We start from the raw sequence: 26,034 nt of genomic DNA on the forward strand, positions 1-26,034 counted from the left end.
CAGAAATTTCGTTCGCGGTATTGCCAAATCGGGGGCGATTTGGTATCTTGGCGCGCTTCGCTGTACGGGCGATTAGCTCAGTTGGTTAGAGCGCTGTCTTGACATGGCAGAGGTCGCTGGTTCAAATCCAGCATCGCCCACCAAATTCCCTCCTTCAGAACTTCCCTGGCACGCCGCCTGCGCCGTCGTTCGGTGCTCGCGATCCTCATGTGCCATCAAGGCACACTGCGGTCGCTGCGCTCCGCGCGCCGGCGCATTCGACGCACCAGGAAAGCCCTGAAGAAGGGAATTGCATTTCCTCCAGGTCCCCGGCACGCCGCCTTGGCCGGCGTTCGGTGCTCGCGATCCTCATGTGCCATCAAGGCACACTGCGGTCGCTGCGCTCCGCGTGCCGGCGCATTCGACGCACCAGGAAAGCCCTGAAGAAGGGAATTTCATTTCCTCCAGATCCCTGGCACGCCGCCTGTTTCGTCGTTCGGTGCTCGCGATCCTCATGTGCCATCAAGGCACACTGCGGTCGCTGTGCTCCGCGCGCCGGTGCAATCGACGCACCCGGAAAGCCCTGAAGAAGGGAATTGCATTTCCACCATCTCCCTGGCACGCCGCCTGCGCCGTCGTTCGGTGCTCGCGATCCTCATGTGCCCCAAGACTCGTCGGGCTCGGGGCGGTCCCGGGTCCGACGAGTCTCAACACTGCGTTTCCTGCACTCCGCGCGTCGGTCCAGTCGCGCATCACCAACGCCCTGAAGGTCGGAATTCCCTCCTGCGCTAGCATACCCTCGGCTCGCCGCTGGCGTAGCCGACTGCGAGCTGGGCGTCACCGAGTCGTTGCCGAGCGGTCGGATTGGAGGTTCCGACTGCTGCTTTGCGGCTTGGAGGCTCCTCTCGGTCCGGTACAATTGCAGGTTCGTATCGGTTTTGACTGCACGGAATTTGCATGCCTGAGATCACGTTGCCCGACGGGAGTCGGAAGTCGTTCGATGCGCCGGTGACGGTGCATGAGGTCGCGGAGTCGATCGGGCCGGGGCTGGCGAAGGCGGCCCTGGCCGGGGAGGTGAACGGGAAGCTGGTGGATACGGGGTTCCGGATCACCGGCGACGCGGACCTGAAGATCATCACCGGGCGCGACGAGGACGGGGTGGAGATCATCCGGCATTCGACGGCGCACCTGCTGGCGCAGGCGGTCAAGCGGCTGTTCCCGGAAACTCAGGTCACGATCGGCCCGACGGTCGATAACGGCTTCTACTACGATTTCGCCCGCGAAAAGCCCTTCAAGCCCGAGGATCTCGAGGCGATCGAGAAGGAGATGGCGCGGATCGTGGCCGAGGACATCCCGGTCGAGCGGTCCGAGATGGGGCGCGACGAGGCGGTGAAGTTCTTCCGCGACCAGGGCGAGGAGTACAAGGCCGAGATCATCGAGAGCATTCCGTCCGACGAGGCGCTGTCGCTTTACCGGCAGGGCGATTTCATCGATCTGTGCCGGGGGCCGCACGTGCCGTCGACGGGCAAGCTGGGGGCGTTCAAGCTGACCAAGCTGGCCGGTGCCTACTGGCGCGGCGACTCGAACAACGAGATGCTCCAGCGCATCTACGGCACGGCCTGGGGCGACAAGAAGGCCCTGAAAGCCTATCTGCGCCGCCTGGAAGAGGCCGAGAAGCGGGACCACCGCAAGATCGGCAAGCAGCTGGGCCTGTTCCACAGCCAGCCGGAAGCGCCGGGCATGGTGTTCTGGCACGACCACGGCTGGCGGATCTACCGGATGATCCAGGACTACATCCGCGATCGTCTGCAGGAGGCCGACTACCAGGAGGTCCACACGCCGCAGATCGTCGACCTGAGCCTGTGGCAGAAATCGGGCCACTGGGACAATTTCTCCGACAACATGTTCATCACCTCGTCCGAGGACCGCACCTACGCGGTCAAGCCGATGAACTGCCCCTGCCACGTGCAGATCTTCAACCAGGGCCTCAGGAGCTACCGCGACCTGCCGTTGCGCATGGCCGAGTTCGGCTCCTGCCACCGGAACGAGCCGTCGGGCTCGCTGCACGGGCTGATGCGGGTGCGCAACTTCGTCCAGGACGACGCGCACATCTTCTGCACGCCCGAGCAGATGCGCGACGAGGTGCTGGCCTTCAACGAGCTGGTTTTCGACGTCTACAAGGACTTCGGCTTCGAGGACATCCAGGTCAAGCTGTCGACGCGGCCCGAGCAGCGGGTGGGTTCCGACGAGGTCTGGGACCGGGCCGAGGCCGCGCTGAAGGAAGCGCTGGAAGCCGCTGAAATTCCATATGAAATCCAGCCGGGCGAGGGCGCCTTCTACGGCCCGAAGATCGAGTTCTCGCTGACCGACTGCATCGGCCGGGTCTGGCAGTGCGGCACGATGCAGGTCGATTTCTCGATGCCCGGCCGCCTGGGCGCGGCCTACGTGGACGAGAACGGCGAGAAGCAGGTGCCGGTGATGCTGCACCGGGCCATCCTCGGCTCGGTCGAGCGATTCATCGGCGTGCTGATCGAGCACTACGCGGGCAACCTCCCCGTGTGGCTGGCGCCGGTCCAGGCGGTGGTGATGAACATCACCGACGCCCAGGCCGAGTACGCCCAGGGCGTGGCACGGCGGCTCGAGGAGCTCGGGTTCCGCGCCGAGGCCGACTTGAGGAACGAAAAGATCGGTTTTAAAATCCGCGAGCAGACCCTGGCCAAGGTGCCGTTCCTGCTGGTGGTCGGGGACCGCGAAGTCGAGGAAGGCACGGTCGCCGTCCGCCAGCGAAGCGGCAACGACCTCGGCTCGATGCGCCTGGAGGCCTTCGCCGACAAGCTCGGTCAGTGGGTCGCCCAGCGCGGTCGGACGAATCCGGCGGACTGACACCGGTTCTCCGCATTGCCGCAGGCCTGCGACAATGTTCGCCCGGCCTCCGGCAGACGTTTGCCGGCATCGGGCCGGGATTGGCCATAATGTCAGGCCCGCCCGGAACGGCGGGGCCGAAGCGGTTACACCGAACAAACTCAATCCACAGCTAAGGAGACATCCACATCGCCACTGACAAGAAGACCCGGCGCAACCAGGACATTACCGCGCCCAAGGTGCGAGTCGTCGCCTCCAACGGCGACCAGGTCGGCATCCGGAGCATCCAGGACGCCATCGCGCTGGCCGAGGAAGAGGGCATGGACCTGGTCGAGATCGCGCCGCAGGCGGATCCGCCGGTGTGCCGGATCATGGACTGGGGCAAGTTCCGCTTCGAGGAATCGAAGAAGCAGCAGGCCCAGAAGAAGAAGCAGAAGCAGGTCCAGGTCAAGGAAGTGAAGTTCCGGCCCGGCACCGACGACCACGACTATGACGTGAAGATGCGCAACCTGCGCCGCTTCATCGAGGAAGGCAACAAGGTCAAGGTCACGCTGCGCTTCCGCGGCCGCGAAATGGCCCACCAGGATCTCGGCCGCGACCTGCTCAAGCGGGTCGAGGGCGACATGGAAGGCGAGATCACCGTCGAGCAGTTTCCGCGCATGGAAGGCCGCCAGATGGTGATGATGATCGCGCCGAAGAAGACATGATCGTCAGGCGATGAGGATGCGCGGCCGACCGTACGAGTGATCGTTCGACGGCTCGTTCGACGGGCTGGCCGCATCCCTCGAAGAAGACACGTCGGCACATTGCCGGATACGAAAAAGGGGCCCGCCGGGCCCCTTTTTCGTGGTCGGGTTGTGGCCCGGAACCGGGCGGCCCGGTCAGACCACGTAGACGAACACGAACAGGCCGAGCCAGACCACGTCGACGAAGTGCCAGTACCAGGCCACCGCTTCGAAACCGAAGTGGTGGTCGGGTTTGAAGTGGCCCTTCATGCAGCGGAACGCGATGACCAGCAGCATGATCGACCCGACCGTGACGTGCAGGCCGTGGAAGCCGGTCAGCATGAAGAAGGTCGAACCGTAGATGCCGGAGCCGAGCGTCAGGCCCAGGTCCTGGTAGGCGTGGACGTACTCTGCCGCCTGCAGGTACAGGAAGAGGGCACCCAGCGCGACGGTCGCGAACATCCAGAGCACCAGCGCACGGCGCTGCATCTTCTTCAGTGCCCAGTGGGCCATGGTGATGGTCCAGCCCGAGGTGAGCAGGATCAGCGTGTTGATCAGCGGCAGCTCGAAGGCCCCGATCGTCTGGAAGTCGCCGCCGATGTTGGCCGGCCCGTTGGTGGGCCACGCCGGCTGGTAGTCCGGGTAGAGCAGCTGGTTGGTCATCACGCCGGTGCCTTCGCCGCCGATCCAGGGCACCGAGAGCACCCGGGCGTAGAACAGCGCGCCGAAGAAGGCCGCGAAGAACATCACTTCCGAGAAGATGAACCAGATCATCCCCTGGCGGAACGAGGCGTCGACCTTGTTGTTGTACAGGCCGGACTCGGACTCCTTGATCACGTCGGCGAACCAGCCGAACATCATCAGGATCACGGTCGCGGCGCCGGCGATGGCCATCCACGGACCGAGGTCGCTGCCGTTCATCCAGTTGGCGAAGCCCGACACCAGAAGGAAAAGACCGATCGAACCGACGATCGGCCACTTGGCGGTGTGGGGGACGTAGTAGTTTGCGCTTGCCATGTTGACTCCCGGTGGGTTTCGGGGCGAATCGTTCAGGGTCCGACGGACGCCTGCTCGGTCGCATCCTCGTTCTTGTAGACGATATAGGAAAGGGTGATCAGGTCGATCCCGCCCGGCAGCTTCTCATCGACGTAGAAGCGGACCGGCATTTCGCGTGATTCGCCCGGCGCCAGCAGCTGCTGTTCGAAACAGAAGCACTCGGTCTTGTTGAAATACAGCGATGCCTGACCGGGCGCCACGCTGGGTACGGCCTGGGCGACCAGGGTCCGGTCGCTGCGATTGTGGGCGATGTAGGCGGTCTCGTACATCCGGCCGGGCTGGATGTCCATGAACTTCTCCATCGGTCGGAATTCCCACGCCAGGGCGGAATTGACGTTCGAGTCGAAGTGGACCTGGATCGTGCGATCCGAGTCGCCCGCATCGACCACTTCGGCGACCGCGTCGCCGGTCCGGCCGCCGATGCCGGTGATCTCGCAGAACTTGTCGTAGAGCGGCACCAGCGCGTAGCCGAAGCCGAACATGGCGACGGCCAGCAGCGCCAGCTTGCCGGCGGTGCGTGCAGTGTTCGTTTCCTTCCGATCGCTTGCGTTCTGGCTCATGGGATGGATGTCCGGAGAAGCCGGGTTACACCGCGCGTCCGAAGACGCCGCTCAGGATGAACGCACCGTAGACCGCGAGCGCGACGACGGCCAGCGCGATGGCGGTGCGTCGAACGCCCCGCCGTCGTGCGTCCCGGTCGTCGTCGCGGCGGGCCGTGCCGCCGCGCTCGGGATCCGTGCGGTTCGAGTCCGTGCGGTCGACCATGTCAGCCCGGCACCTTGTCCTCGTGCACCGCGACGGAGTCGTCGACGACCGGCGGCGTGTCGAAGGTGTGCAGGGGAGCCGGGGAGGGCACGGTCCACTCGAGGCCGCGAGCGCCTTCCCAGACCCGCGCAGTGGCTTTCTCGCCGCCGCGCACGCACTTGATGACGATCCAGGCGAACAGCAGCTGCGCCAGGCCGAACGCGAAGCCGCCGATCGAGGAAATCAGGTTGAACTCGGCGAACTGGACGGCGTAGTCCGGGATACGGCGCGGCATGCCGGCCAGGCCCAGGTAGTGCTGCGGGAAGAACAGCACGTTGACCGAGATCGTCGACCACCAGAAATGGATCTTGCCGAGCCGCTCGTCGTACATGTTGCCGGTCCACTTCGGCAGCCAATAGTAGGTCGCGGCCATGATCGAGTAGATCGCACCGGTCACCAGCACGTAGTGGAAGTGGGCGACCACGAAATAGGTGTCGTGGTACTGGAAGTCGGCAGGCACGATGGCCAGCATCACGCCGGACAGGCCGCCGATCGTGAACAGGATGACGAAGCCGATCGCGAACAGCATCGGCGTCTCGAAGGTCATCGATCCGCGCCACATGGTCGATACCCAGTTGAACACCTTGATGCCGGTCGGCACCGCGATGACCATGGTCGCGTACATGAAGAACAGTTCGGCGCCCAGCGGCATGCCCACGGTGAACATGTGGTGCGCCCAGACGATGAACGACAGGAACGCGATCGAGGCCGTGGCGTAGACCATCGCGGTGTAGCCGAACAACGGCTTGCGCGAGAAGGTCGGGATGATCTCGGAGATGATCCCGAACGCCGGCAGGATCATGATGTAGACCTCGGGGTGACCGAAGAACCAGAAGATGTGCTGGTACATCACCGGGTCGCCGCCACCGGCCGCGTTGAAGAAGCTGGTGTCGAAGAAGCGGTCGGTCAGCAGCATGGTCACCGCGCCGGCCAGCACCGGCATCACGGCGATCAGCAGGAAGGCGGTGATCAGCCAGGTCCAGACGAACAGCGGCATGCGAAGCAGGGTCATGCCCGGCGCGCGCATGTTCAGGATCGTCGCGATGATGTTGATCGCGCCCATGATCGACGAGATGCCCATCAGGTGGATCGAGAAGATCACGAAGGCGAAGCTGTTGCCGCCCTGCAGCGACAGCGGCGGGTACAGCGTCCAGCCCGAGGCCGGGCCGCCCGACGGCATGAACAGGGTCGACAGCAGCATCAGGAACGCGAAGGGCAGGATCCAGAACGACCAGTTGTTCATTCTCGGCAGCGCCATGTCCGGCGCGCCGACCATCAGCGGCACCATCCAGTTGGCCAGGCCGACGAAGGCCGGCATGACCGCGCCGAAGATCATGACCAGCGCGTGCATGGTGGTCATCTGGTTGAAGAACTCGGGGTTGACCAGCTGCAGTCCGGGCGAGAACAGCTCGGCGCGGATGACCATCGCCATCGCACCGCCGATCAGGAACATGGCCAGGGACCAGAACAGGTAGAGCGTTCCGATCTCCTTGTGGTTGGTCGTGAACAGCCAGCGCTTCAGGCCCTTGGGCTGATCGTGGTGATGGTCGTCAACGTGTGCGGTTTGCGTCGTCATTAGCGATCCCTTGAAACAGGTAACTGCGAACAGTGGGCTGCTGCGTTTTCCGTACGCGACCCGCAGGTCGCGGATTCATTCGTCTGCGTGGTTCCGTGCCTCGATGGCGTGCCGGGTCGGGCCGGTCAGGGGCTGGCCGGACCGCTGTCGGCGACCGCGCCGCTGGTCGTGCTGGCGGCCATTCCGGCCTTCTGGCTGTCGACCCAGGCGCGGTACTCCTCCGGCGGCACGGCCTCGATGACCACCGGCATGAAGCCGTGGTCCTTGCCGCACAACTCGGTGCACTGGCCGCGGTACACGCCCGGCTCCTCGATCAGGGTCCAGGCTTCGTTGACCATGCCGGGGATCGCATCGCGCTTCCAGCCGAGGTCCGGCACCCACCAGGAGTGGATGACGTCGTCGGAGGTCAGCAGGAAGCGGATCCGGGTGTCGGTGGGCACGATGACCCGGTTGTCGACCTCGAGCAGGTAGTTTTCGACCTCTGCAGGGTCGATGCCGGAGCCGATCTGTCGGGCCAGCGCGCTGTCGCGGTCGAGGGCCGAGTAGAACTGGATCTCGTCCTCGATGTACTCGTAGCCCCACAGCCACTGGTAGCCGGTGACCTTGATGTTCAGTTCGGCGCCGCTCGTGTCTTCCATGTCGATCAGGACCCGGGTGGCCGGGATCGCCATCACGACCAGGATCAGGATGGGAATCACCGTCCAGGTGATTTCCGCCTTGGTCGAGTGGGTGAACTGCGCGGCCTCGGCGCCCTTGGATTTCCGGTGCAGGTAGATCGAGGTGAACATCGCCGCGAACACCAGCACGCCGATGACCGTGACGATGCCCAGGATCACCATGTGCAGTTGGTAGACGTCCTGGCTGAACGGCGTCACGCCCGGCGTCATGTTGTCGCCCACGGCGAACAGAGCCCAGGTGACTGCGGCAATCACCGCAACCATGGCCAGGCCGACGATCAGTTCGTTGGTTCTCTTCATCCTGAACTCGCTCGTTGTCGATTTACGATTCGTGGAATTCGCGCTTGAATTCTTGCATTTCGTCCGTGTCGCTCAACCTGCTTGCGACGCCCTTCGCCGGTCGCTGTCATCGGTCGTCCCGGCGGGACGCGGCGGTCCGGCAGTCCGCCAGCGTCTCGCGCAACCACCGGGCCGCTTCGAGACGCTCCTCGGCCGGCACGAACGCGCCGATCTCGGTGCGTTCATCGTGCATGCCGATGAACAGTCGCGGATCGATGCCGCTCCGGTCGACGTCGATCCGCACCCAGCTCGACGGCCAGCTTCGCTCGACGCGTCCTCGAGCGGAACAGTCGACCAGCGTCAGGCGGTCGGCATCGACGCACACTTCCTGTCGATGCCAGTGCCCCCGCCAGGCCAGCCGGAAACACCAGCCGACGATCGCCAGGTGGACCATCGCGATCGCGAACACCGGCCAGAACCCCATCAGCGTCGGCAGCAGGGCCACCAGCAGCGTGATCGCGCTGAGCACCAGGAACACGACGGCCAGCCGGTCGAGGGTCAGTGAAAGGTTCGAAAGCAACTCGGCGCGGCGGGTCCCGCTTGCGCCGCTGGCTGCTTCGATTTTCAGCATCGGGTTCGACCGTCGAACAGGCGGTTCCTCAGACGACGTATTGTAACGGATTCGGATCGTTCGAGGCGTTGCCGGCGTTCACGGATGTCGTGCTCCGTCGGCGCCGGATGTGCGGGCGGAATCGCACGGGCGTGACGTTGCGTTACACTGGCGCCGGCCGCCCCGAGCGGCCCCGTCCGGACGCTGTTCGGGCGCCGACCGACTCGTATTTTCGCCACCTTTTTCTGGAGCAGCGGGCCGCGATGAGCGCAGACTTTCCTTTCGTTGATCCGGGCGATCTGCCCGACCATCCCCTCCGCCGGGCCATGGACGAGGCCTGGGCCGTCCCGGAATCGGAGCACGTGCCGTCGCTGCTGGCCGAGATTCGCCTGGGCACCGACGCCCGCGCGGCAATCTCGAACCGTGCCGTGGACCTGGTTCGCCGGGTCCGCAAGCGCGCCGACGACCAGGGCGCGATGGAAGCGTTCATGCGCGAGTACGACCTGTCGTCGGAGGAGGGCGTGGTGCTGATGTGCCTGGCCGAGGCGCTGCTTCGCATCCCGGATTCCGATACGGCCGAAGCGCTGATCGCCGACAAGCTGTCGGAAGCCAATTGGGAAACCCATCTCGGCAAGAGCGAATCGCTGTTCGTCAACGCCTCGACCTGGGGCCTGATGCTGACCGGCAGGATGGTTCGCGTGGGGCAGTCCGCGCGGCGCGATTTCAGCTCGGTCCTGGCGCGGCTGGCCAACAAGTCCGGCGAACCGGTGGTGCGCCTGGCGATTCGCCAGGCCATGCGCATCATGGGCCACCAGTACGTGATGGGCAGGACGATCTCCGAGGCCATGGATCGCGCGGGGAAGAAGGGCAACCGCCGCTTCCGCTATTCCTTCGACATGCTCGGCGAGGCGGCGCTGACCGCCGAGGACGCCGAGCGCTACCGCCAGGCCTACGCCGATGCGATCGACGCGATCGGCGCGGCGATCCGAAAGGCCGGCGACGAGCGCGACGTGTTCGACGTGCCGAGCATCTCGGTCAAGCTCTCGGCGCTGCACCCGCGCTACGAGCCGGCCAAGCGCCAGCGGGTCCTCGACGAGCTCGCACCCGTACTCCTCGATCTCGCCCGCCGGGCGCGCGATGCGGGCATCGCGCTGACCGTCGATGCCGAGGAGGCCGAGCGGCTGATGCTGTCGCTGGACGTGTTCGCCGCGGTCCTGGCCGACGAATCGCTGGCCGGCTGGGACGGCCTGGGCCTGGCGCTGCAGGCCTACCAGAAGCGCGCCTGGGCCGCGATCGACTGGCTCGCCGAGCTGGCCGAGCGGACCGGTCACCGGATTCCGATCCGGCTGGTCAAGGGCGCCTACTGGGACACGGAGATCAAGTTCGCCCAGGTCGAAGGGCACGACGGCTACCCGGTGTTCAGCCGCAAGCCGAACACGGACGTGTCCTACCTGGCCTGCGCGCGCAAGCTGCTCGATCTGCCCGGTGCCTTCTACCCGCAGTTCGCGACGCACAACGCGCACACGATCTGCGCGGTCAGCGAAATGGCCGGGTCGCGCACGGACTTCGAGTACCAGCGCCTGCACGGGATGGGCCGGGAGCTCTACGAAGAGGTGCTGGACAACGACGGGTTCCAGGGCCACTGCCGCGTCTACGCGCCGGTCGGAAACCACAAGGACCTGCTCCCGTACCTGGTCCGGCGCCTGCTCGAGAACGGCGCGAACACCTCCTTCGTCAATCGCATCGTCGACGAGCGGCTGCCGCCGGAAGAGGTGGTGTCCGACCCGATCGAGGCGGTCGAGCGCTTCGACGTGCTGTCGCACCCGAAGATCCCGCTTCCGGTCGATCTGTTCGGCGAGGACCGGTGCAATTCCCGCGGCATCAATTTCGCCCGACAGGGCGATCTGGAACGCCTGGCCGAGCAGATGAAGGCCACCGGCAGCGGCGAATGGCGGGCCGCGCCGATGGGCGTTTCCGGCCTGCCGTCGGAAGCCGCCCGCGTCGTGCGCTCGCCGGCCGATCGCGAGGATCGGGTCGGCGAGGTGGCGTTCGCGGTACCCGAAGCCGCCGGCCCGGCCATCGAAGTGGCGCTTTCGAAGCAGCGCGATTGGGATGCGACGCCGGCCGCCGACCGGGCCGCCACGCTGGATCGCCTGGCCGACCTGCTCGAGGACCATCGCGACGAGCTGATGGCCCTGTGCGTGCGCGAAGCCGGCAAGTCCTTGAAGGACGGCATCGCCGAAGTCCGCGAGGCCGCCGATTTCTGCCGCTACTACGCGATGGAAGCACGCCGCGAGTTCGCCGGGCCGACGGTCCTGCCGGGGCCCACCGGCGAGCACAACGAGCTGTCCCTGCACGGTCGCGGCGTGTTCGTCTGTATCAGCCCGTGGAACTTCCCGCTGGCGATCTTCACCGGCCAGGTGGTCGCCGCGCTGGTCGCCGGCAACGCGGTCATTGCCAAGCCCGCCGAGCAAACCCCGCTGGTCGCTGCGCGCGCCGTCGAACTGATGTACCAGGCAGGCATTCCCGAGGGCGTGCTGCAGATGCTGCCCGGCGACGGGCGGCTGGGTGCGGCGCTGACCCGCGATCCGCGGATCGCCGGGGTGGCCTTCACGGGGTCGACCGAGACGGCGCGGGCGATCAACCGGGCCCTGGCCGAGCGCGACGGCCCGCTGGCGACCCTGATTGCCGAGACCGGCGGCCAGAACGCGATGATCGTCGATTCCTCGGCCCTGGCCGAACAGGTCGTCCGCGACGTCATCCAGTCGGCGTTCCTGTCGGCCGGCCAGCGCTGCTCCGCGCTGCGCGTGCTGTATGTGCAGGACGACGTCGCCGACCATATGCTGACGATGCTGGCCGGCGCGATGAAGGAGCTGCGCGTCGGCTGGCCCGGCCACCTCAAGAGCGATATCGGCCCGGTGATCGACGCCTCGCAGCTGCAGATGCTGCAGTCGCACGCCGACCGGATGGAATCGGGCGCCAAGCTGCTCGCCAAGGTGCCGTTGGAAGGGCGCCGGCCCGAGGGGTTCTGGTTCGCGCCGCGCGCCTACGAGATCAGCGGCATCGAGAGCCTGGACGGCGAGGTGTTCGGGCCGATGCTGCACGTGGTGCGCTACCGGGCGCGCGACATCGACAAGGTCATCGACGCGATCAACGCAACGGGCTACGGCCTGACCCTGGGCGTGCACAGCCGCATCGACCGGGTCCAGCAGTCCCTGTGCCGGCGGGTCCATGTCGGCAACGCCTACGTCAATCGAAACATGACCGGCGCCGTGGTCGGCGTCCAGCCGTTCGGCGGCGAGGGCCTCTCGGGCACCGGACCGAAGGCCGGCGGCCCGCACTACCTCGCGCGCTTTGCCGTCGAGCGCGTGCGCACGATCAACACCGCGGCCGTCGGAGGAAACGCTTCGCTGATGGTGCTGTCGGACTGACCATGAGCGCAGCCCGCTGACATGTACGAACAGTTCTACGGTCTCGACGAGCGCCCGTTCTCGATCACCCCGGACCCGCGCTTCGTCTACCTGAGCCAGCGCCACCAGGACGCCCTGGCGCACCTGTTGTACGGCATCGGCCGCGGCGGCAGCGGGGGCTTCGTCCAGCTCACCGGCGAAGTCGGCACCGGCAAGACCACCTTGTGCCGCTTGCTGCTCGAGCAGGTGCCCGAACGCACGCACATCGCGCTGGTGCTCAACCCCATGCTCGAGCCGCGCGAGCTCCTGCGCGCGGTCTGCCGCGAGCTGGCGGTTCCGCTCGAGGACTCCGACGGCAGCCTGGAGGATCTCAACGAGCGCCTCAACCGGCGGCTGCTCGACATCCATTCCGCCGGCGAGCGCGCGGTCCTGATCGTCGACGAAGCGCAGAACATGAGCCGCGAGACCCTGGAGCAGGTCCGCCTGCTGACCAACCTCGAGACCGCCACCGACAAGCTGCTGCAGATCATCCTGCTCGGCCAGCCGGAGTTGCGCGAACTACTGTCGCGCCCGTCGCTGCGCCAGCTCGCGCAGCGGATCACCGCACGCTATCACCTGGCCCCCCTGGCGCCGACCGAGACCGCCGAATACGTGCGTCACCGGCTGACCATCGCCGGCGCCGAGCGCTGCCCGTTCACGCCGGCGGCGCTGCGCACGCTGCACCACGTCTCCGGCGGCGTGCCGCGGCTGATCAACATCATTGCCGATCGCGCGCTGATGGCCGGCTACGCGGCCGAGAGCGACCGCATCACGCCGGCCTTGATCAATCGGGCCGCCGGCGAGGTGGTGGTCGGCGACGAGGAGGGCGGTCGACGCAGCCTGACCGCGGGGCTTTCGCTGGCCGCGGTGGTGCTGGTGCTGGTCGTTGCCGCGGGCGTGGTCTGGTCCCTGAACCGGGTGCCCGCCGAACCGCCGCCGGACGAGCCGCAGCCGATGTGGAGGCAGGTGCTCGACGATGCCAGCGCCATTGATGCGATGCGCGAAGCCGCCGCGCTCTGGCCCGGCGTGGACGCCGCGCTGGTCGAGACCGCCTGCCGCGACCAGCACGCCGAGGGCCTGGCCTGCTACCGCCTGCGGGGCAACCTGGCCCTGATCCGCGACCTCGGCCGACCGGTGCTGCTGCGCCTGGCCGAGCCGGAGGACGCGATGGTGCTGCTGGTCGCGCTCGGCGACCGGCAGCTGCGGATCCGCCAGTCGGGCCAGGACTTCCGCGTGCCGTCGGACGCGGTGGAGCGGCGGTGGCGTGGTGAGTTTCTCGCGATCTGGCCCGACAGCGGCCGGATCTGGCGCAGCGGCGAACGCGATGCGGCGATCGAATCGCTGAAGCGGACCGCCGCTGCGCATGCCGAATCGCCCTGGAACGGCGCCCTGGACGATCGCTACGACGCGGCCTTCGAGGACTGGGTGCGGGGCTTTCAGCGCCGCAACGGGCTGCGCGAAGACGGCATGATCGGCCCGGTCACCCGGCTCTACATGACGGCGCCGTCGGCCGGGACGGTGGCGGCGAACGGCGCGCTGGCACCGACCGGGGCCACGGCGCCCGCGACATCGGACGACGGTGCAGATGAACCGCCGGCGGGGCCGCGCTGATGTCGCTGCTGCTCGAGGCACTCAGGAAATCGGAAAAGCGGCGGACGACGGGGTCGCCGCCGCCGCTGGGCCTGCCGACCGGTCCCGCGGCCGGGGAGCGGGCATCGGCCCCGCGTTCGCGCCGCCGCGGCCCCTGGCTCGTCCTCGTGCTCATCTTGCTGGCGCTGCTCTTTGCGGCCGCCTGGTGGGCCGCGGGCCGGCCCGGCTCGGCGGAACTGGCCTCGGCGTGGCGGTCCTGGGCCGATTCGCCGGCCGCGGCGGACGCTGGCTCGCGCTCGGCCGACGACGACCCCCAACCCGAACTCGAACCGGAGCAGCAGCTGGTCGCCCCGGTGTATCGGCGTCCGGCCCCGGAACCCGCCGTTGAAACCTCGCCGGAGGTTGCCGCCGCGATCGAGCCTGCGGAGGCGTCGCTCGCGGCCGCGCCGCGGACGCCGGCGGCAGGCGAAGGGGCCGACGCCGTTCCGGAGCCCGATCCGACGCTGGACGGCGAGCCCACCGCGGCTGCCGGCGTGGAATCCGCAGCGCCGAGCGGCGCCGCGACTGCGAATCGCCCCGAGCCGCCGGAATCCGCTCTCGACGATGCGGCGGCCGCGCTCGATGCGTCGCCGCGAACGCAGGCAGCGGCTTCGAGCGCGCCGGCCGAGACAGCGGGTCGCCCGCGGGAGGAGCTCGAGAACGCTCCCGAGGTCGCCGGAAATGCCCCGGCCACGGCGTCGCGAGACGACAGCATTCTGCCGTGGGAGCTTCCGGCAGGCCTGCGTGCGGAATTCCCCCGGATCGAGGTGGCGGTCCACGTGTTCGCGCCCGATCCGGCCGATCGCTTCGTGCTGGTCGACGGCGAGCGCTACGGCGAAGGCGATGCCCTGGCGCGCGGCGTGCAGCTCGAGGAAATCAGGCCGCGGGGCATCGTGGTCGGGTACCGCAACTACCGGATCCGGATCGAATGAGCACGGCCCGGCCCCGGATGCCGCGCAATCGGGCGCACTGGCCGGCGGTCGGCGCGGGGCCTCGACCCTGCGGGGGCCGGTGAGCGTCGTCCACCGCACGGAACGGCGTTCGCGCGCCTCGCGCTTTCCCGGCGGCGTGTTCGGGGTTTCGCTGGTCGCATCGCTGATGTGGGGCGTCCACCTGCTCCAGATCGGACCGGCGGCGGGCAACTGGCTCGAGTTCTGGGGCTTCTCGCCCGACCAGGTCAGCGCTGCCCTGTCCGGGGGCGAGCAGCGAGACCTGCGCCAGGTGGGCGCCCTGTTCACCGCGCTGTTCGTGCATGCCAGCGGGCTCCACCTGGTCGGCAACCTGGCCTACCTGTGGGTGTTCGGTATTCCCGTCGAACGTGCGATCGGCCACGCGCAGTTCGTGCTCGCGTTCGTGCTCCTCGGCGCCCTGGCCAATTTCTCGGTCGTGCTCGGGAGCCCCGATCTGGGCCGGACCGTGGTCGGCGCCAGCGGCGGCGTCTCGGCGGTGATCGGTCTGTACCTGGGCCTGTTCCCGACCCGACGGATCGGCCTGTGGCTGCCGCTGGGTGTGTTCCTCCAGTTCGCGCGGATTCCGGCGCTGCTGGTGATCGGCTCCTGGTTCACGCTCCAGTTGCTCTACTGGGTGTTCGGCCCGCAGTCGGGCGAAGTGGCCTGGTGGACCCATGTCGCCGGCTTCCTGTCCGGCGTCGCGGTCGCGGGCTTGTTCCGCTTGAGACGCAACCCGCGGCTCGACTCGAAAGAGGATTGAATCGATGTACAAGATCGTGTTCCTGAACCGGGGCCAGGTCTACGAGCTGTTCGCCGAGGCCGTCGAGTCCAGCCACCTGGTCGGCTTCGTGACCGTGACGAAGCTGTTGTTCGACACCGAGACCGGGGTCGTCATCGATCCGACCGAGGAACGGATGCGTCGCGAGTTCGCCGACACGGAGCAGCTGCTGCTGCCGATGCAGTCGGTGATCCGGATCGAGAAGGTGAAGAAGCGCGGGGCCAGCGTGATCCGCGACCGGACCAGCGGCGAGAAGGTCACGCCGCTGCCGGTCGACGGTCCCGGACGCAAGCGCTAGGCCCGGACGGCGCCGCCGGCGCGGAACTGGTCGGGGCAGGGCGGTTGTGGTAGCTTTCCCGGCGCGCCCGCAGCCGCTTCATCCGGTCGCTCCGGACCCCGGATCCCGCAGGCGCCGGGCCGATGCAGGCCCCGGAATCGCGGTCCACACCACGACCGGCACAACGACAACGACGAAACGACAATCACGATGATCCGCACAACCACGGGGAGCCTTCCGCAATGAACACCGAATCGAAGCCGTCCGACAACGGCGGAACCACCAACGAGGGCGGCTGGCTCAATCGCGCGCTGAACTTCATCGAGGTCGTCGGCAACAAGCTGCCCGACCCGGCCATGCTGTTCCTGCTGCTGATGATCGTGGTCTGGATCCTGTCCTGGCTGCTGTCCGGCGTTCAGTTCGGCGCCCAGCATCCGTCGACCGGTGAGGCCATCACCATCACCAACCTGCTGACCGGTTCGAACCTGGTCAGTTTCCTGACTACCATGGTCGACACCTTTACCGGCTTTGCGCCGCTGGGCGTGGTCCTGGTCGCCATGCTCGGGGTCGGCGTGGCCGAACAGAGCGGCTACATCAACGCGCTGCTGAAGAAGCTGCTGGCGTTCACGCCCAAGATGCTGCTCACGCCGATGCTGATCCTGATCGCGATCATCAGCCATACCGCGGTCGACGCGGGCTACGTGGTGGTGATTCCGCTCGGCGGCATCATCTTCTACGCCGCCGGTCGCCACCCCCTGGCCGGCATCGCGGCGGCCTTCGCCGGTGTGTCCGGGGGCTTCTCGGCGAACTTCATCCCGTCGGCGATCGATCCGCTGCTGATGGGCTTCACGCTGCCGGCCGCCCAGCTCGCCGACGCGAGCGTGGAACTCCACCCGCTGATCAACTGGTACTTCACCTCGGCCTCGTGTCTGGTGATCGTGCTGCTCGGTTGGTGGATCACCGACCGGATCATCGAGCCGCGCCTCGCCGACACGCCGCTGGACGGCGACAAGGAGGAGATGCCCGAGATGCACGACATCAGCACGAAGGAGAACCGGGCGATGTGGGTGTCGACCGCCGTCATGGCGATCGGCTTCGTGCTCCTGGTCCTCGCGCTGATTCCGGGCGGTTCGCCGTTCCGTGACGCCGCGACCGGCGAACTGACCCAGTTCTCGGCGCCGATCATGCAGTCGATCGTGCCGCTGATCTTCATCTTCTTCGTGGTGCCGGGGGTGATCTACGGCTACATGACCGGCACCTTCGAGAAGAGCAAGGACGTCGTGGACGCGATGTCGACGACGATGAGCTCGATGGCCTACTACATCGTCATGGCGTTCTTCTGCGCGCTGTTCGTGGCCGAGTTCGGCCGCTCGGGCCTGGGTGTGCTGCTGGCGGTGGAAGGCGGCAACTTCCTGCGCGAGCTGGCGCTGCCGGGCGGGCTGACCCTGTTCGGCATCATCCTGCTGGTCGGCTTCGTCAACCTGTTCGTCGGGTCGGCGTCGGCCAAATGGGCGTTGCTGGCGCCGATCTTCGTGCCGATGTTGATGCAGGTCGGCTTCTCGCCGGAGCTGACCCAGGCAGCCTATCGGGTCGGCGATTCGTCGACCAACATCATCACGCCGCTGATGCCGTACTTCCCACTGGTCGTGGTGTACTGCCAGCGCTACGTGAAGTCGACCGGCATCGGCACGCTGGTGTCGCTGATGCTGCCGTTCTCCGTGGTGTTCCTGCTGGTCTGGTCGGTCTTCCTGATCGGCTACTGGATGCTGGGCCTGCCGCTCGGCCCGGGCACCAGCTACGTCTACCCGTACCCGGCTGGCTGATCGACGTCGGGAGCCGGCCCGTTCAGCGCCGGATCCAGCGAGCCGGGTCGACCGGCTCGCCGTCACGACGCAGCTGGAAATAGAGTCCGGCGCGCGTCTCGCCGCCGGAGCTGCCGGCCAGGGCCACGACCTGGCCGGGTTCGACCCAGTCGCCGACGTCGGCCAGCAGCGCCTGGTTGTGGCCGTAGAGGCTCATCCAGCCGTCGCCGTGATCGACGATCAGCATCATCCCGTAGCCCCTCAACCAGTCCGCGTAGGCGACCCGGCCGTAGGCGACGGCGCGCACTTCGTCCCCGGTCTCCGCCTCGATCAGCCAGCCCTGCCAGGTCGACTCGGCATTGCGGGCGTCGCTGAACGCGGCGCGCACTCGGCCCGGCACTGGCATCGGCAGGGTCCCGCGCAGGTCGGCGAAGGGGGGTGCGGCCAGTTCTGGCGGGATATCGGCAAGGGCGCCGGCCAGGCGGTCGAGCAGCGTTTCGAGTTCGGCGGCCGCGGTGCGGCGTTCAGCGAGGCGGGCTTCGTCGGTGCGGATCCGTTCGCGCAGTTCGGCCAGGGCGATCTCGCGCTCTTCGCGGGCGGAGCGCTGGGCGGCCAGCGAGGCCTGTTGCCGCTCGACCAGAGCGGCCAGGTCCCGTTCCCGCTCGCGACGCGCGTCGAGCACGGCGTCGAGGTCGCGCCGGCTGGCGATCAGGGCGTCGACCAGTTCCGCGCGGGCCCGTCCGAGGTAGCCGTGCATGGCCAGCTGGCGGCTGATCCGGTTGGGGTCCTCGGCGTTGAGCAGCGTGCGCAGGCGCGATCGTGAACCCAGCCGGTACGCCGCCTGCAGCTGGGCGGCCAGCCGCTCGCGCTGCTCCTCGATGCGCAGCTGCAGTTCTTCGGCGCGGTCCTGCAGCTCGGCCACGGCGGCGCGGGCCTCGCTCAGTTCGGATTCGGTTTCGCGCAGGTCGCGGGCCAGGGCGGCGAGTTCGCGTTCGGACGCGGCCAGGGCGTCCTGCTCATCGGCAGCGACCGAGCGCTGTTGCTCGAGCGTTTCGCGGATCGCCTCGATCTCGGCGCGCAGTTCGGCCAGTTCGGTCTCGATCTCGGATGCTTCGCGCTGCGAGACCTGGGCCGGCGCCGGGGGAGCGACGACGAGTGCACCGACGACGAGTGCACTGAACGCCGCCGCTCGCAGCTGGCACTCCTTGCGCTTCATTCCTCCGGATGAACCAGGGCTCGGCCGGTCATTTCGCCGGGTACCGCGAGCCCGAGGAGCGTCAGCATCGTCGGCGCGATGTCGCGCAGGCTGCCGACGGCCTCGACCGTGGCGGCCCGCCCATGGAACACCAGCGGTACGGGATTGGTCGTGTGCGCCGTATGTGTCTGGCCCGTCTCGGGATCGAGCATCTGCTCGACGTTGCCGTGATCGGCGGTGACCAGGAGTTCGCCGCCGGCCTCGTCGACGGCACTCACCACCCGCCCGAGCAGGCGATCGACCGCCTCGGCGGCCTGCACCGCGGCTTCGAAGATGCCGCTGTGGCCGACCATGTCCGGGTTCGCCACGTTGCAGATGATGACGTCGTGGTCGCCTGCACCGATGGCGGCGACCAGGCGATCGGTCAGTTCCGGCGCGCTCATTTCCGGCTTCAGGTCGTAGGTGGCGACGTCGGGGGAGGGGATCAGGACCCGGTCCTCGCCGTCGAACACCTGTTCCTCGCCGCCGTTGAAGAAGTAGGTGACGTGCGCGTACTTCTCGGTCTCGGCGATCCGCAGTTGCCTCAGGCCGGCCCGGGCCAGTTCACCGCCGAGCAGGTGGTCCATGCGGGTCGGCGGAAAGGCGACCTCGGCCGGCAGCCCGTCGATGTAGGCGGTCATCGTCGTCAGTACGGAAAGCGCAGGTCGGCGGGCCTCGAAGCCGTCGAACGCGGGATCGACCAGGGCCTGGCAGAACTGCCGGGCGCGGTCGGCGCGGAAGTTGAAGAAGATCACCGCGTCGCCGTCTTCGATCGGTACGCCGTCGCCGATCAGCGTGGGCTGGACGAACTCGTCGTTCTCGTCGCGTGCGTACGCGGCCTCGAGCGCATCGGACGGCCGCTCGGAACGTAGCTCGGAGCGTGCGTCGACGATCGCGTCCCAGGCCCGCCGGACCCGGTCCCAGCGGTTGTCGCGATCCATCGCGAAGTAGCGTCCGCCGACCGTGGCGACCCGGGCCCGATCGATGGCGCCGACCTCGCGTTCCAGCGCCTCGAGCGACGGGGCGGCCGAGCGAGGCGGCATGTCGCGGCCGTCGAGGATGGCGTGCACGGCGATCGGCCCGGGGTGAAGTTCGGCGGCCATCCGGAGCGTCGCGAACAGGTGATCTTCGTGGCTGTGCACGCCGCCCGGCGAGAGCAGACCGATCAGGTGCAGCGTGCGGTCGCCGGATTCGGTCATCGCCTTCTTCAGCGCCGCGTTTTCGGTCAACTCGCCGTCCTCGATCGCCTTCGTGATCCGGGTGAAGTCCTGGTAGACGATCCGACCGGCGCCGATGTTCATGTGGCCGACCTCGGAATTTCCCATCTGGCCGGCGGGCAACCCGACCGCCTCGCCGGACGTTTCGAGCAGGGCGTGCGGATCGTCGGCCCAGAGGCGGTCCCAGTTCGGGGTGTCGGCGGTGCTGATCGCGTTGTCGGCGGCGGCTTCGCGAATGCCCCAGCCGTCGAGGATGAGCAGCAGCAATGGAGTTCGGGCGGTCATTTCGTTGGGCGTCTCGCTACGGTATCGGTCGGCGTTCGGGTCCGGTTCCTCCCGGCGTGCGGCCGGGCTCCCTCCAGCGCTGATCCGGCCCCGCTTCGGCGCCCGGTCGCGGGAGACACCGCGGTGTCGGCCCGGAGTCCCGAATCCGGGAATTATCCCACACGCCCCGAAGGGAAGGCGGCGCGCTCCAGCAGGGCCGGCGGGAATGCGGGATAATGGCGGTTTGCACGGAACGACCCGTAGAGAATCCATGGAACAGGTCCTGACCTTCATCGGAAACCACCCGGTGCTGACCGGCGCGTTCGCGGTTGTGCTGGCCGCGCTGATTGCCAGCGAAATGGGCCGGATGGCCCGCCGCTGGAAAGAGCTCGATACGCACCAGACCATCCTGCTGATGAACCGGGAGGATCCGCTGATCCTCGACGTTTCGAGCAGCAAGGACTATGCGGAGGGGCACATCCTCAACGCCGAGAACGTCACGCCGTCGCGACTCGAGGCGGGCAACCAGAAGCTCATGAAATACAGGGACCGCCCGGTCCTGCTCTACTGCAAGAACGGCCAGGTCTCGCCGCAGATGGCCTCGCGCCTGACCAAGCTCGGGTTCGAGCAGGTCCACGTGCTCAAGGGCGGTCTCGCCCAGTGGCGCTCCGACAACCAGCCGGTGACGCGCGGCAAGGGCCGGTCCAAGCCGAAGTCCACGGGCCGCAAGGCGGGCAAGGCAGACGGCGGGAAGGGCACGGACGCGAAGCGCGGGACCGATCCCGGTGCCGACGAGTCGAATCGCGCCGCGGACAGCGCGCGAGACAGCGCCCGCAGCGATTGATTCGACGGGCCGCAGCGCCCGCGAGCCGGCACGACCGCCGGGCCACGAACTTTCAACAGACACTCTCGAGGAACCGACAGACATGGCAGACGAACAGATCGATACCGCCGCAGGCGGCGAAACCCAGCAGCAGGCCCAGATGGCCGTCCAGCACGTGTTCCTGAAGGACGCCTCGTTCGAGGCGCCGGGCGCCATGGGCATGGAGAATGCCGAAGGCCAGCCCGACATGAACCTGAACCTCGCGCAGCGGGTCAACCAGCTCGGCGACGACCGCTACGAAGTGGTGCTGACCGTGACCGTGACGGCGAAGCAGGGCGAGAAGACCGCGTTCATCGCCGAAGTGCATTACTCGGGCGTGTTCCAGTTCGCCGGCTTCAGCGAGCAGCAGCTGCCCTACGTGATCAACGTGATGTGCCCGAACGTGCTGTTCCCCTATGCCCGCACGCAGGTCGGCACCCTGATCGCCGCCGGCGGCTTCGTCGCGCCGCCGCTGCAGCCGATCAACTTCGAGGCCATCTACGCCCAGCGCGTCCAGCAGCAGCAGTCGGAGCAGGCGCCGAACGGCGCGGCCGAGTGATGACGACGGGAGTCGTGCGGTGAGCGAGTCGGAGCGTCGCACCGTTGCGGTGCTCGGCGCGGGCTCCTGGGGGACCGCGCTGGCCATCCAGCTGGCCCGGGTCGGCCACGAGGTCCGGCTCTGGGCGCGCGATCGCGACCACGTCGCGGCGATGCGCAGCGACCGCTGCAACGCCCGCTACCTGCCCGGCGTCGAACTGGACGCCTCGATTCGCCCCGTGGCAGGCGTCGACGAGGCGCTCGAGGGCGCCGAGCGGATTCTCGTGGTCACGCCCAGCCACGCGTTCGCCGAGAGCCTCGAGGCCGTCGCGTCCGCGGTCCGCGAGGACACGGGTCTGGCCTGGGCCACGAAGGGCTTCGAGCCCGGGACCGGCCGCCTGCTCAGCGAGCTGGCGGTGGAGCGGCTCGGCGACGGCGTTCCCCTGGCCGCCGTGTCGGGTCCGTCCTTCGCCGGTGAAGTCGCACGCGGACTGCCCACGGCGGTGACCGTCGGCGCCTCGACACCGGAATTCGGCCGCGACTGGGCCGCGCTGCTGCACGGCTCGAGCTTCCGCGCCTATTACACCGCCGACCTGGTCGGCGCCCAGCTGGGCGGGGCGGTCAAGAACGTGCTGGCCATCGCCTGCGGCATGGCCGACGGGCTGGGTCTCGGCAACAACACGCGGGCGGCATTGATCACGCGCGGCCTGGCCGAGCTGATGCGCCTCGGCGAAGCGCTCGGCTGTCGCACCCGGACCCTGATGGGTCTGGCCGGCATGGGAGACCTGGTGTTGACCTGTACCGGGGATGCCTCGCGCAACCGGCGCTTCGGGTTGGCGCTGGGCAAGGGCGCGACCGCCGACGAGGCCCGGGCCGAGATCGGCCAGGTGGTCGAAGGCGTGGGCGCCGCCGAGGAGGTCATGCGTGCGGCCGAACGCGCCGGGGTCGAGATGCCGATCTCCGAGCAGGTTCACGGCATCCTGTTCAAGGGCTGGAACGCGGCCAAGGGCGTACGCGTGCTGATGGAGCGCGAGCCGAAGGCCGAAACCGATTGAACCCGCGCGTGCGGTGGCCTCGACGGATTCAGGTCGACGCATCCGAGGGATCGCATTCATCAGAAACGTCAGGACAGCGGTAACCCAGGAGGGTCGATGGAAACGCTGGATTACAACGAGCTGGCCGTGCCGGGCGTGCGCCAGCTCAAGCCGTACACGCCGGGCAAGCCGATCGAGGAACTGGAGCGCGAGTACGGCGTGTCCGACTCGATCAAGCTGGCGTCCAACGAGAATCCCCTCGGCGCGAGTCCGCGGGCGCTCGAGGCCGTGCGCGAGGCGATCGACGACCTGTGGTTGTACCCGGATGCCAACGGCTTCCACCTGAAGGCCGCCCTGGCCGAGAAGCACGGCGTCGACCCGGCCTGCATCACCCTGGGCAACGGTTCGAACGACGTGCTCGTGTTCCTGGCCCAGGCCTTTCTGGCGCCGGGCCTGAAGGCGGTGTTTTCGCAGTACTGCTTCGCGGTCTATCCCATCGCGACCCAGATGGTCGGCGCCGAAGCCTCGGTCGCACCGGCGCTGCCCGCCGATCATCCGATGGCGCTGGGCCACGACCTGCGCGCGATGTACCAGCGCATCGACGCCGACACGCGGCTGGTGTTCCTGGCCAATCCGAACAATCCGACCGGCACCTGGCTTTCCGGCGAGAGGATCCGGGAATTCCTGGCCTCGCTGCCGGGGCACGTGATCTGCGTCGTCGACGAGGCCTACACGGAATACGCGGAGTCCGACGAACTGGGCGATGCCTCGACCTGGCTGGAGCAGTTCCCCAACCTGGTCGTCACCCGGACCTTCTCGAAGGCCTACGGGCTGGCCGGCCTGCGCGTCGGCTACGCGCTGTCGAACCCGGGCGTGGCCGACCTGCTGAACCGCGTCCGGCCGGCGTTCAACGTCAACTCCCTGGCCCTGGCCGCCGCCCGGGCCGCGCTCGGCGATCACGCCTTCATCGAGCGATCGCGGACCCTGAACGCCGCCGGCCTGGTTCAGCTCCGCGAAGGCCTGGAGGCGCTGGACGTCGCCGTGGTGCCGTCGGCGGCCAACTTCGTCCTGGCCCGCTTCGATCGCCCGGGCGCCGAGCTCAACGAGGCGCTGCTGCGCCGCGGCATCATCGTCCGTCCGGTCGGCAACTACGGGCTCGACGACTACCTGCGCATCACCGTCGGCACGGAAGCGCAGAATCGCCGGCTGCTCGACGCGCTCGGCGACATCCTCGGGGACTGACCCAATGCGCTTGCGGGTCCATCCGGCGCGCGGCCCGCTGGCCGGCGAGATCACGCCGCCGGGCGACAAGTCCATCTCCCACCGCGCCGCGCTGTTCGGCGGACTGGCCGACGGCGAGACCGAGATCGTCGGCTTTCTCGAGGGCGAGGACACGCGCGCGACCCTGGCCGCGATGCAGGCGTTGGGCGCCGAGGTCGAGCGCCGCGGCGACCGGATCCTGGTCCGTGGCGGACGACTGCATGCACCGAACGGACCGCTCGATCTCGGCAACGCGGGGACCGGCATCCGGCTGCTCACCGGCGCCCTGGCCGGCCGGCCGGAGCTGCGAGGTGCCGAACTGGTCCTGACCGGCGACGCGTCGCTGCGCGCGCGTCCGATGGCACGCATCGTCGAGCCGCTGACCCGAATGGGTGCGTCGATCGAAAGCACCGCGGGCTGCGCGCCCCTGACCGTGCGGCCGCGCGCACTGACCGGCGGCCATTTCGAGCTCGGCGTGGCCAGCGCGCAGGTCAAGTCGGCGCTGCTGCTGGCCGGTCTCTCCGCCGAGGGCCGCACGGAGGTGGTGTCTCCGGCGCCGTCGCGCGATCACACGGAGCGGCTGCTGCCGGCATTCGGCGTCGATGTCGACGTCCAGGGACTGTGCGCCGCGCTGCAAGGGCCGGCGAAACTGACCGGAACCAAGGTGACCGTGCCCGGCGACCTGTCCTCGGCGACCTTTCCGCTGATTGCCGCGCTGCTGGTTCCAGGCTCGCGGATCCTGCTGCGGGGCGTCGGCATCAACCCGACCCGTGACGGCGTGCTGCAGATTCTTGCCGGAATGGTGGAGTCCGGCGCGGTCGAGGTGCGTCGGGTCGAGGGCGGAGCGGGCGACGAACCGGTCGCCGACCTCGAAATCCGTTCGCTCGGCCCCGTTCGGGGGCTCGACATCTCTCCGGAACTGGTGCCGCTGGCGATCGACGAGTTCCCCGCGCTGATGGCGCTGGCGGCGGTCGCCGCCGGGACCACCCGGATCCGCGGTGCGGAAGAGCTGCGGGTCAAGGAGTCGGACCGCATCGCGGTGATGACGACCCAGCTGCGTCGCTTGGGCGTCGAGGTCGAGGAAGCCCCGGACGGGGCGACGATCGTCGGCGGCGCCGTGCGCGCAGGACGGGTCGACGCCGCGGGCGATCACCGCGTGGCGATGAGCCTGGCGGTGCTGGGCCTGGTCGCCGAGGGGCCGGTCGAGATCGACGGTGCGGACTGGATCGCGACCAGCTACCCGGGCTTCGTCGACGACCTGCGCGCGCTCGGGGCCGAGGTCGAAGTCGAAAACGAAGGTCATGTGGAGGTCGAGGAGCGATGAGCGAGGACACCGCGCCGGTGCTGACGATCGACGGACCCTCCGGGGCGGGCAAGGGCGCGGTCTCGGCACGCGTCGCCGACGCCCTCGGCTGGCGCGTGCTCGACTCCGGCGCGGTGTACCGCGCGGTCGCCCTGGCCGCGCTGGACCGCGACATCGCCGCCGAACAGCGCGAGGCGCTGATCGAGCTGAGCCGCGATCTGCCGCTGGAATTCCGGCCGGGCCGTGACGGAATCGACGTCCTGCTCGACGGTGAACCGGTCGGCGACCGCCTGCGCACCGAGCCGGTCAGCGTGATGGCGTCGAAGGTCGCGGCGATCCCCGAAGTCCGCGAGGCCCTCCTGGACCTGCAGCGGGGCTGCCGGCGGGCGCCCGGGCTGGTGGCCGATGGGCGCGACATGGGCACCGTGGTCTTCCCCGACGCGCCGGTCAAGGTCTTCCTCGAGGCGAGCGTCGAGGAACGCGCGCGCAGGCGCTATAACCAGTTGAAGGAAAAAGGGGAACCTGTTATTCTTGCGCGTCTTTTTCGGGACATGCAGGAACGGGATCGACGCGACCGCGAGCGGAGCGTCGCACCGACCGTCCCGGCCTCGGACGCGATCGTGATCGATTCGACCGTCATGGGGCTGGATGAGGTCGTCGCGACCATTCTCGAACGCGTTCGGCGTTGCCTCGACCTGCCGCCGGAAAGGACTTAAGAAGTACCGCACGACCAGAGTCGTACCCAAGCGTGCGTCGCAGGGGCCGGAGATCGGCTCCTGGGCGCGTTCACTCACGAGCGCCCGAGTGGGGCGCAGACGACAAGAAGCCGGGCCCCAACCCCAACATTTCAAGGAACCCGTTGCACCGGCC

The 26,034-nt window shown here is 68.2% G+C and carries 22 protein-coding genes and 1 tRNA gene; 15 read left to right on the top strand and 8 right to left on the bottom strand.

Translation table 11 applies throughout. The annotated features are described in order from the left end of the window. The first annotated feature begins 66 nt into the window (after window positions 1-66). The 3 genes from KUV67_12475 to infC all read left to right on the top strand — a co-directional run bounded on the left by KUV67_12475 (window position 67) and on the right by infC (window position 3,548). Window positions 67-143: transfer RNA gene (locus KUV67_12475), tRNA-Val, on the top strand. 793 nt (window positions 144-936) lie between these two features. Next, window positions 937-2,862 carry a threonine--tRNA ligase gene (thrS, locus tag KUV67_12480; protein ID MBY6205701.1) on the top strand — a complete coding sequence of 642 codons (1,926 nt, stop codon included), beginning with the start codon at window positions 937-939 and terminating at the stop codon, window positions 2,860-2,862. 167 nt (window positions 2,863-3,029) lie between these two features. After that, the gene (gene infC, locus KUV67_12485; GenBank protein ID MBY6205702.1) at window positions 3,030-3,548 is read left to right on the top strand and encodes a translation initiation factor IF-3; all 519 of its coding nucleotides are present in this window, start codon (window positions 3,030-3,032) and stop codon (window positions 3,546-3,548) included. A gap of 174 nt (window positions 3,549-3,722) precedes the next feature. Here the strand turns inward: infC and KUV67_12490 are convergent, their stop codons facing one another. The 6 genes from KUV67_12490 to KUV67_12515 all read right to left on the bottom strand — a co-directional run bounded on the left by KUV67_12490 (window position 3,723) and on the right by KUV67_12515 (window position 8,589). Then, the gene (locus KUV67_12490) at window positions 3,723-4,583 is read right to left on the bottom strand and encodes a cytochrome c oxidase subunit 3 (protein ID MBY6205703.1); all 861 of its coding nucleotides are present in this window, start codon (window positions 4,581-4,583) and stop codon (window positions 3,723-3,725) included. Window positions 4,584-4,615: 32 nt separating this feature from the next. Then, complete coding sequence (locus KUV67_12495; protein MBY6205704.1) at window positions 4,616-5,182, bottom strand: cytochrome c oxidase assembly protein; 567 nt, start codon at window positions 5,180-5,182, stop codon at window positions 4,616-4,618. Between the two features lie 25 nt (window positions 5,183-5,207). Beyond that, a complete protein-coding gene (locus tag KUV67_12500) occupies window positions 5,208-5,387 on the bottom strand; it encodes a hypothetical protein (protein MBY6205705.1) in 180 nt (59 codons plus the stop codon). A 1-nt stretch (window position 5,388) separates the two neighbouring features. Further along, window positions 5,389-7,002, bottom strand: a complete 1,614-nt coding sequence (ctaD, locus tag KUV67_12505) for a cytochrome c oxidase subunit I (GenBank protein ID MBY6205706.1) — start codon at window positions 7,000-7,002, stop codon at window positions 5,389-5,391. A gap of 125 nt (window positions 7,003-7,127) precedes the next feature. Next, window positions 7,128-7,943 carry a cytochrome c oxidase subunit II gene (coxB, locus tag KUV67_12510; protein ID MBY6205707.1) on the bottom strand — a complete coding sequence of 272 codons (816 nt, stop codon included), beginning with the start codon at window positions 7,941-7,943 and terminating at the stop codon, window positions 7,128-7,130. A 142-nt stretch (window positions 7,944-8,085) separates the two neighbouring features. Next, window positions 8,086-8,589 (bottom strand): DUF2244 domain-containing protein, encoded by a 504-nt coding sequence (locus KUV67_12515; protein ID MBY6205708.1) that lies wholly within the window; start codon window positions 8,587-8,589, stop codon window positions 8,086-8,088. 242 nt (window positions 8,590-8,831) lie between these two features. On the opposite strand from KUV67_12515, the gene putA reads away from it, so the two are divergent. The 6 genes from putA (at window position 8,832) to KUV67_12545 (ending at window position 17,474) form a co-directional block, all read left to right on the top strand. Further along, window positions 8,832-11,999 (top strand): bifunctional proline dehydrogenase/L-glutamate gamma-semialdehyde dehydrogenase PutA, encoded by a 3,168-nt coding sequence (putA, locus tag KUV67_12520; protein MBY6205709.1) that lies wholly within the window; start codon window positions 8,832-8,834, stop codon window positions 11,997-11,999. A 21-nt stretch (window positions 12,000-12,020) separates the two neighbouring features. Next, complete coding sequence (locus KUV67_12525) at window positions 12,021-13,628, top strand: AAA family ATPase (protein MBY6205710.1); 1,608 nt, start codon at window positions 12,021-12,023, stop codon at window positions 13,626-13,628. Window positions 13,629-13,774: 146 nt separating this feature from the next. Then, entirely contained in the window at window positions 13,775-14,578 is an 804-nt protein-coding gene (locus KUV67_12530; GenBank protein MBY6205711.1) for a general secretion pathway protein GspB, read from the top strand. Window positions 14,579-14,657: 79 nt separating this feature from the next. Further along, window positions 14,658-15,356, top strand: coding sequence for a rhomboid family intramembrane serine protease (locus KUV67_12535; GenBank protein ID MBY6205712.1), 699 nt, complete (start codon window positions 14,658-14,660; stop codon window positions 15,354-15,356). A 4-nt stretch (window positions 15,357-15,360) separates the two neighbouring features. After that, window positions 15,361-15,672 (top strand): DUF1820 family protein, encoded by a 312-nt coding sequence (locus KUV67_12540; GenBank protein MBY6205713.1) that lies wholly within the window; start codon window positions 15,361-15,363, stop codon window positions 15,670-15,672. Between the two features lie 221 nt (window positions 15,673-15,893). Further along, window positions 15,894-17,474 (top strand): AbgT family transporter, encoded by a 1,581-nt coding sequence (locus KUV67_12545; GenBank protein MBY6205714.1) that lies wholly within the window; start codon window positions 15,894-15,896, stop codon window positions 17,472-17,474. A 22-nt stretch (window positions 17,475-17,496) separates the two neighbouring features. Here the strand turns inward: KUV67_12545 and KUV67_12550 are convergent, their stop codons facing one another. Further along, window positions 17,497-18,669: a peptidoglycan DD-metalloendopeptidase family protein gene (locus KUV67_12550; GenBank protein ID MBY6205715.1), complete on the bottom strand. Its 1,173-nt coding sequence runs from the start codon at window positions 18,667-18,669 to the stop codon at window positions 17,497-17,499. Then, complete coding sequence (gene gpmI, locus KUV67_12555; GenBank protein ID MBY6205716.1) at window positions 18,666-20,189, bottom strand: 2,3-bisphosphoglycerate-independent phosphoglycerate mutase; 1,524 nt, start codon at window positions 20,187-20,189, stop codon at window positions 18,666-18,668. The genes KUV67_12550 and gpmI overlap by 4 nt, the downstream gene beginning before the upstream one ends. Before the next feature lie 250 nt (window positions 20,190-20,439). On the opposite strand from gpmI, the gene KUV67_12560 reads away from it, so the two are divergent. From KUV67_12560 to cmk, 6 genes are all read left to right on the top strand, one after another. Continuing rightward, a complete protein-coding gene (locus KUV67_12560) occupies window positions 20,440-21,012 on the top strand; it encodes a rhodanese-like domain-containing protein (protein ID MBY6205717.1) in 573 nt (190 codons plus the stop codon). An 82-nt stretch (window positions 21,013-21,094) separates the two neighbouring features. Then, window positions 21,095-21,589, top strand: a complete 495-nt coding sequence (secB, locus tag KUV67_12565) for a protein-export chaperone SecB (protein MBY6205718.1) — start codon at window positions 21,095-21,097, stop codon at window positions 21,587-21,589. A gap of 19 nt (window positions 21,590-21,608) precedes the next feature. After that, window positions 21,609-22,622 carry an NAD(P)-dependent glycerol-3-phosphate dehydrogenase gene (locus KUV67_12570; protein MBY6205719.1) on the top strand — a complete coding sequence of 338 codons (1,014 nt, stop codon included), beginning with the start codon at window positions 21,609-21,611 and terminating at the stop codon, window positions 22,620-22,622. Window positions 22,623-22,718: 96 nt separating this feature from the next. Next, window positions 22,719-23,843, top strand: a complete 1,125-nt coding sequence (hisC, locus tag KUV67_12575; GenBank protein MBY6205720.1) for a histidinol-phosphate transaminase — start codon at window positions 22,719-22,721, stop codon at window positions 23,841-23,843. A 4-nt stretch (window positions 23,844-23,847) separates the two neighbouring features. Then, window positions 23,848-25,185 carry a 3-phosphoshikimate 1-carboxyvinyltransferase gene (aroA, locus tag KUV67_12580; GenBank protein MBY6205721.1) on the top strand — a complete coding sequence of 446 codons (1,338 nt, stop codon included), beginning with the start codon at window positions 23,848-23,850 and terminating at the stop codon, window positions 25,183-25,185. Then, window positions 25,182-25,880 (top strand): (d)CMP kinase, encoded by a 699-nt coding sequence (gene cmk, locus KUV67_12585; protein MBY6205722.1) that lies wholly within the window; start codon window positions 25,182-25,184, stop codon window positions 25,878-25,880. The genes aroA and cmk overlap by 4 nt, the downstream gene beginning before the upstream one ends. Window positions 25,881-26,034: the final 154 nt, after the last annotated feature.

Origin of the sequence: Halomonas denitrificans, from assembly GCA_019800895.1 — a bacterium.
GTDB lineage: Bacteria > Pseudomonadota > Gammaproteobacteria > Xanthomonadales > Wenzhouxiangellaceae.

Excerpts from the sequence above, each read along its gene's own strand:
- KUV67_12525 (MBY6205710.1), top strand. The coding sequence starts at position 12,021 with ATGTACGAACAGTTCTACGGTCTCGACGAGCGCCCGTTCTCGATCACC.
- KUV67_12515 (MBY6205708.1), bottom strand. The coding sequence starts at position 8,589 with ATGCTGAAAATCGAAGCAGCCAGCGGCGCAAGCGGGACCCGCCGCGCC.
- aroA (MBY6205721.1), top strand. The coding sequence starts at position 23,848 with ATGCGCTTGCGGGTCCATCCGGCGCGCGGCCCGCTGGCCGGCGAGATC.
- putA (MBY6205709.1), top strand. The coding sequence starts at position 8,832 with ATGAGCGCAGACTTTCCTTTCGTTGATCCGGGCGATCTGCCCGACCAT.
- coxB (MBY6205707.1), bottom strand. The coding sequence starts at position 7,943 with ATGGTTGCGGTGATTGCCGCAGTCACCTGGGCTCTGTTCGCCGTGGGC.
- thrS (MBY6205701.1), top strand. The coding sequence starts at position 937 with ATGCCTGAGATCACGTTGCCCGACGGGAGTCGGAAGTCGTTCGATGCG.
- KUV67_12490 (MBY6205703.1), bottom strand. The coding sequence starts at position 4,583 with ATGGCAAGCGCAAACTACTACGTCCCCCACACCGCCAAGTGGCCGATC.
- hisC (MBY6205720.1), top strand. The coding sequence starts at position 22,719 with ATGGAAACGCTGGATTACAACGAGCTGGCCGTGCCGGGCGTGCGCCAG.
- KUV67_12545 (MBY6205714.1), top strand. The coding sequence starts at position 15,894 with ATGAACACCGAATCGAAGCCGTCCGACAACGGCGGAACCACCAACGAG.
- KUV67_12550 (MBY6205715.1), bottom strand. The coding sequence starts at position 18,669 with ATGAAGCGCAAGGAGTGCCAGCTGCGAGCGGCGGCGTTCAGTGCACTC.
- cmk (MBY6205722.1), top strand. The coding sequence starts at position 25,182 with ATGAGCGAGGACACCGCGCCGGTGCTGACGATCGACGGACCCTCCGGG.
- KUV67_12500 (MBY6205705.1), bottom strand. The coding sequence starts at position 5,387 with ATGGTCGACCGCACGGACTCGAACCGCACGGATCCCGAGCGCGGCGGC.
- KUV67_12560 (MBY6205717.1), top strand. The coding sequence starts at position 20,440 with ATGGAACAGGTCCTGACCTTCATCGGAAACCACCCGGTGCTGACCGGC.
- secB (MBY6205718.1), top strand. The coding sequence starts at position 21,095 with ATGGCAGACGAACAGATCGATACCGCCGCAGGCGGCGAAACCCAGCAG.
- ctaD (MBY6205706.1), bottom strand. The coding sequence starts at position 7,002 with ATGACGACGCAAACCGCACACGTTGACGACCATCACCACGATCAGCCC.
- gpmI (MBY6205716.1), bottom strand. The coding sequence starts at position 20,189 with ATGACCGCCCGAACTCCATTGCTGCTGCTCATCCTCGACGGCTGGGGC.
- KUV67_12540 (MBY6205713.1), top strand. The coding sequence starts at position 15,361 with ATGTACAAGATCGTGTTCCTGAACCGGGGCCAGGTCTACGAGCTGTTC.
- KUV67_12495 (MBY6205704.1), bottom strand. The coding sequence starts at position 5,182 with ATGAGCCAGAACGCAAGCGATCGGAAGGAAACGAACACTGCACGCACC.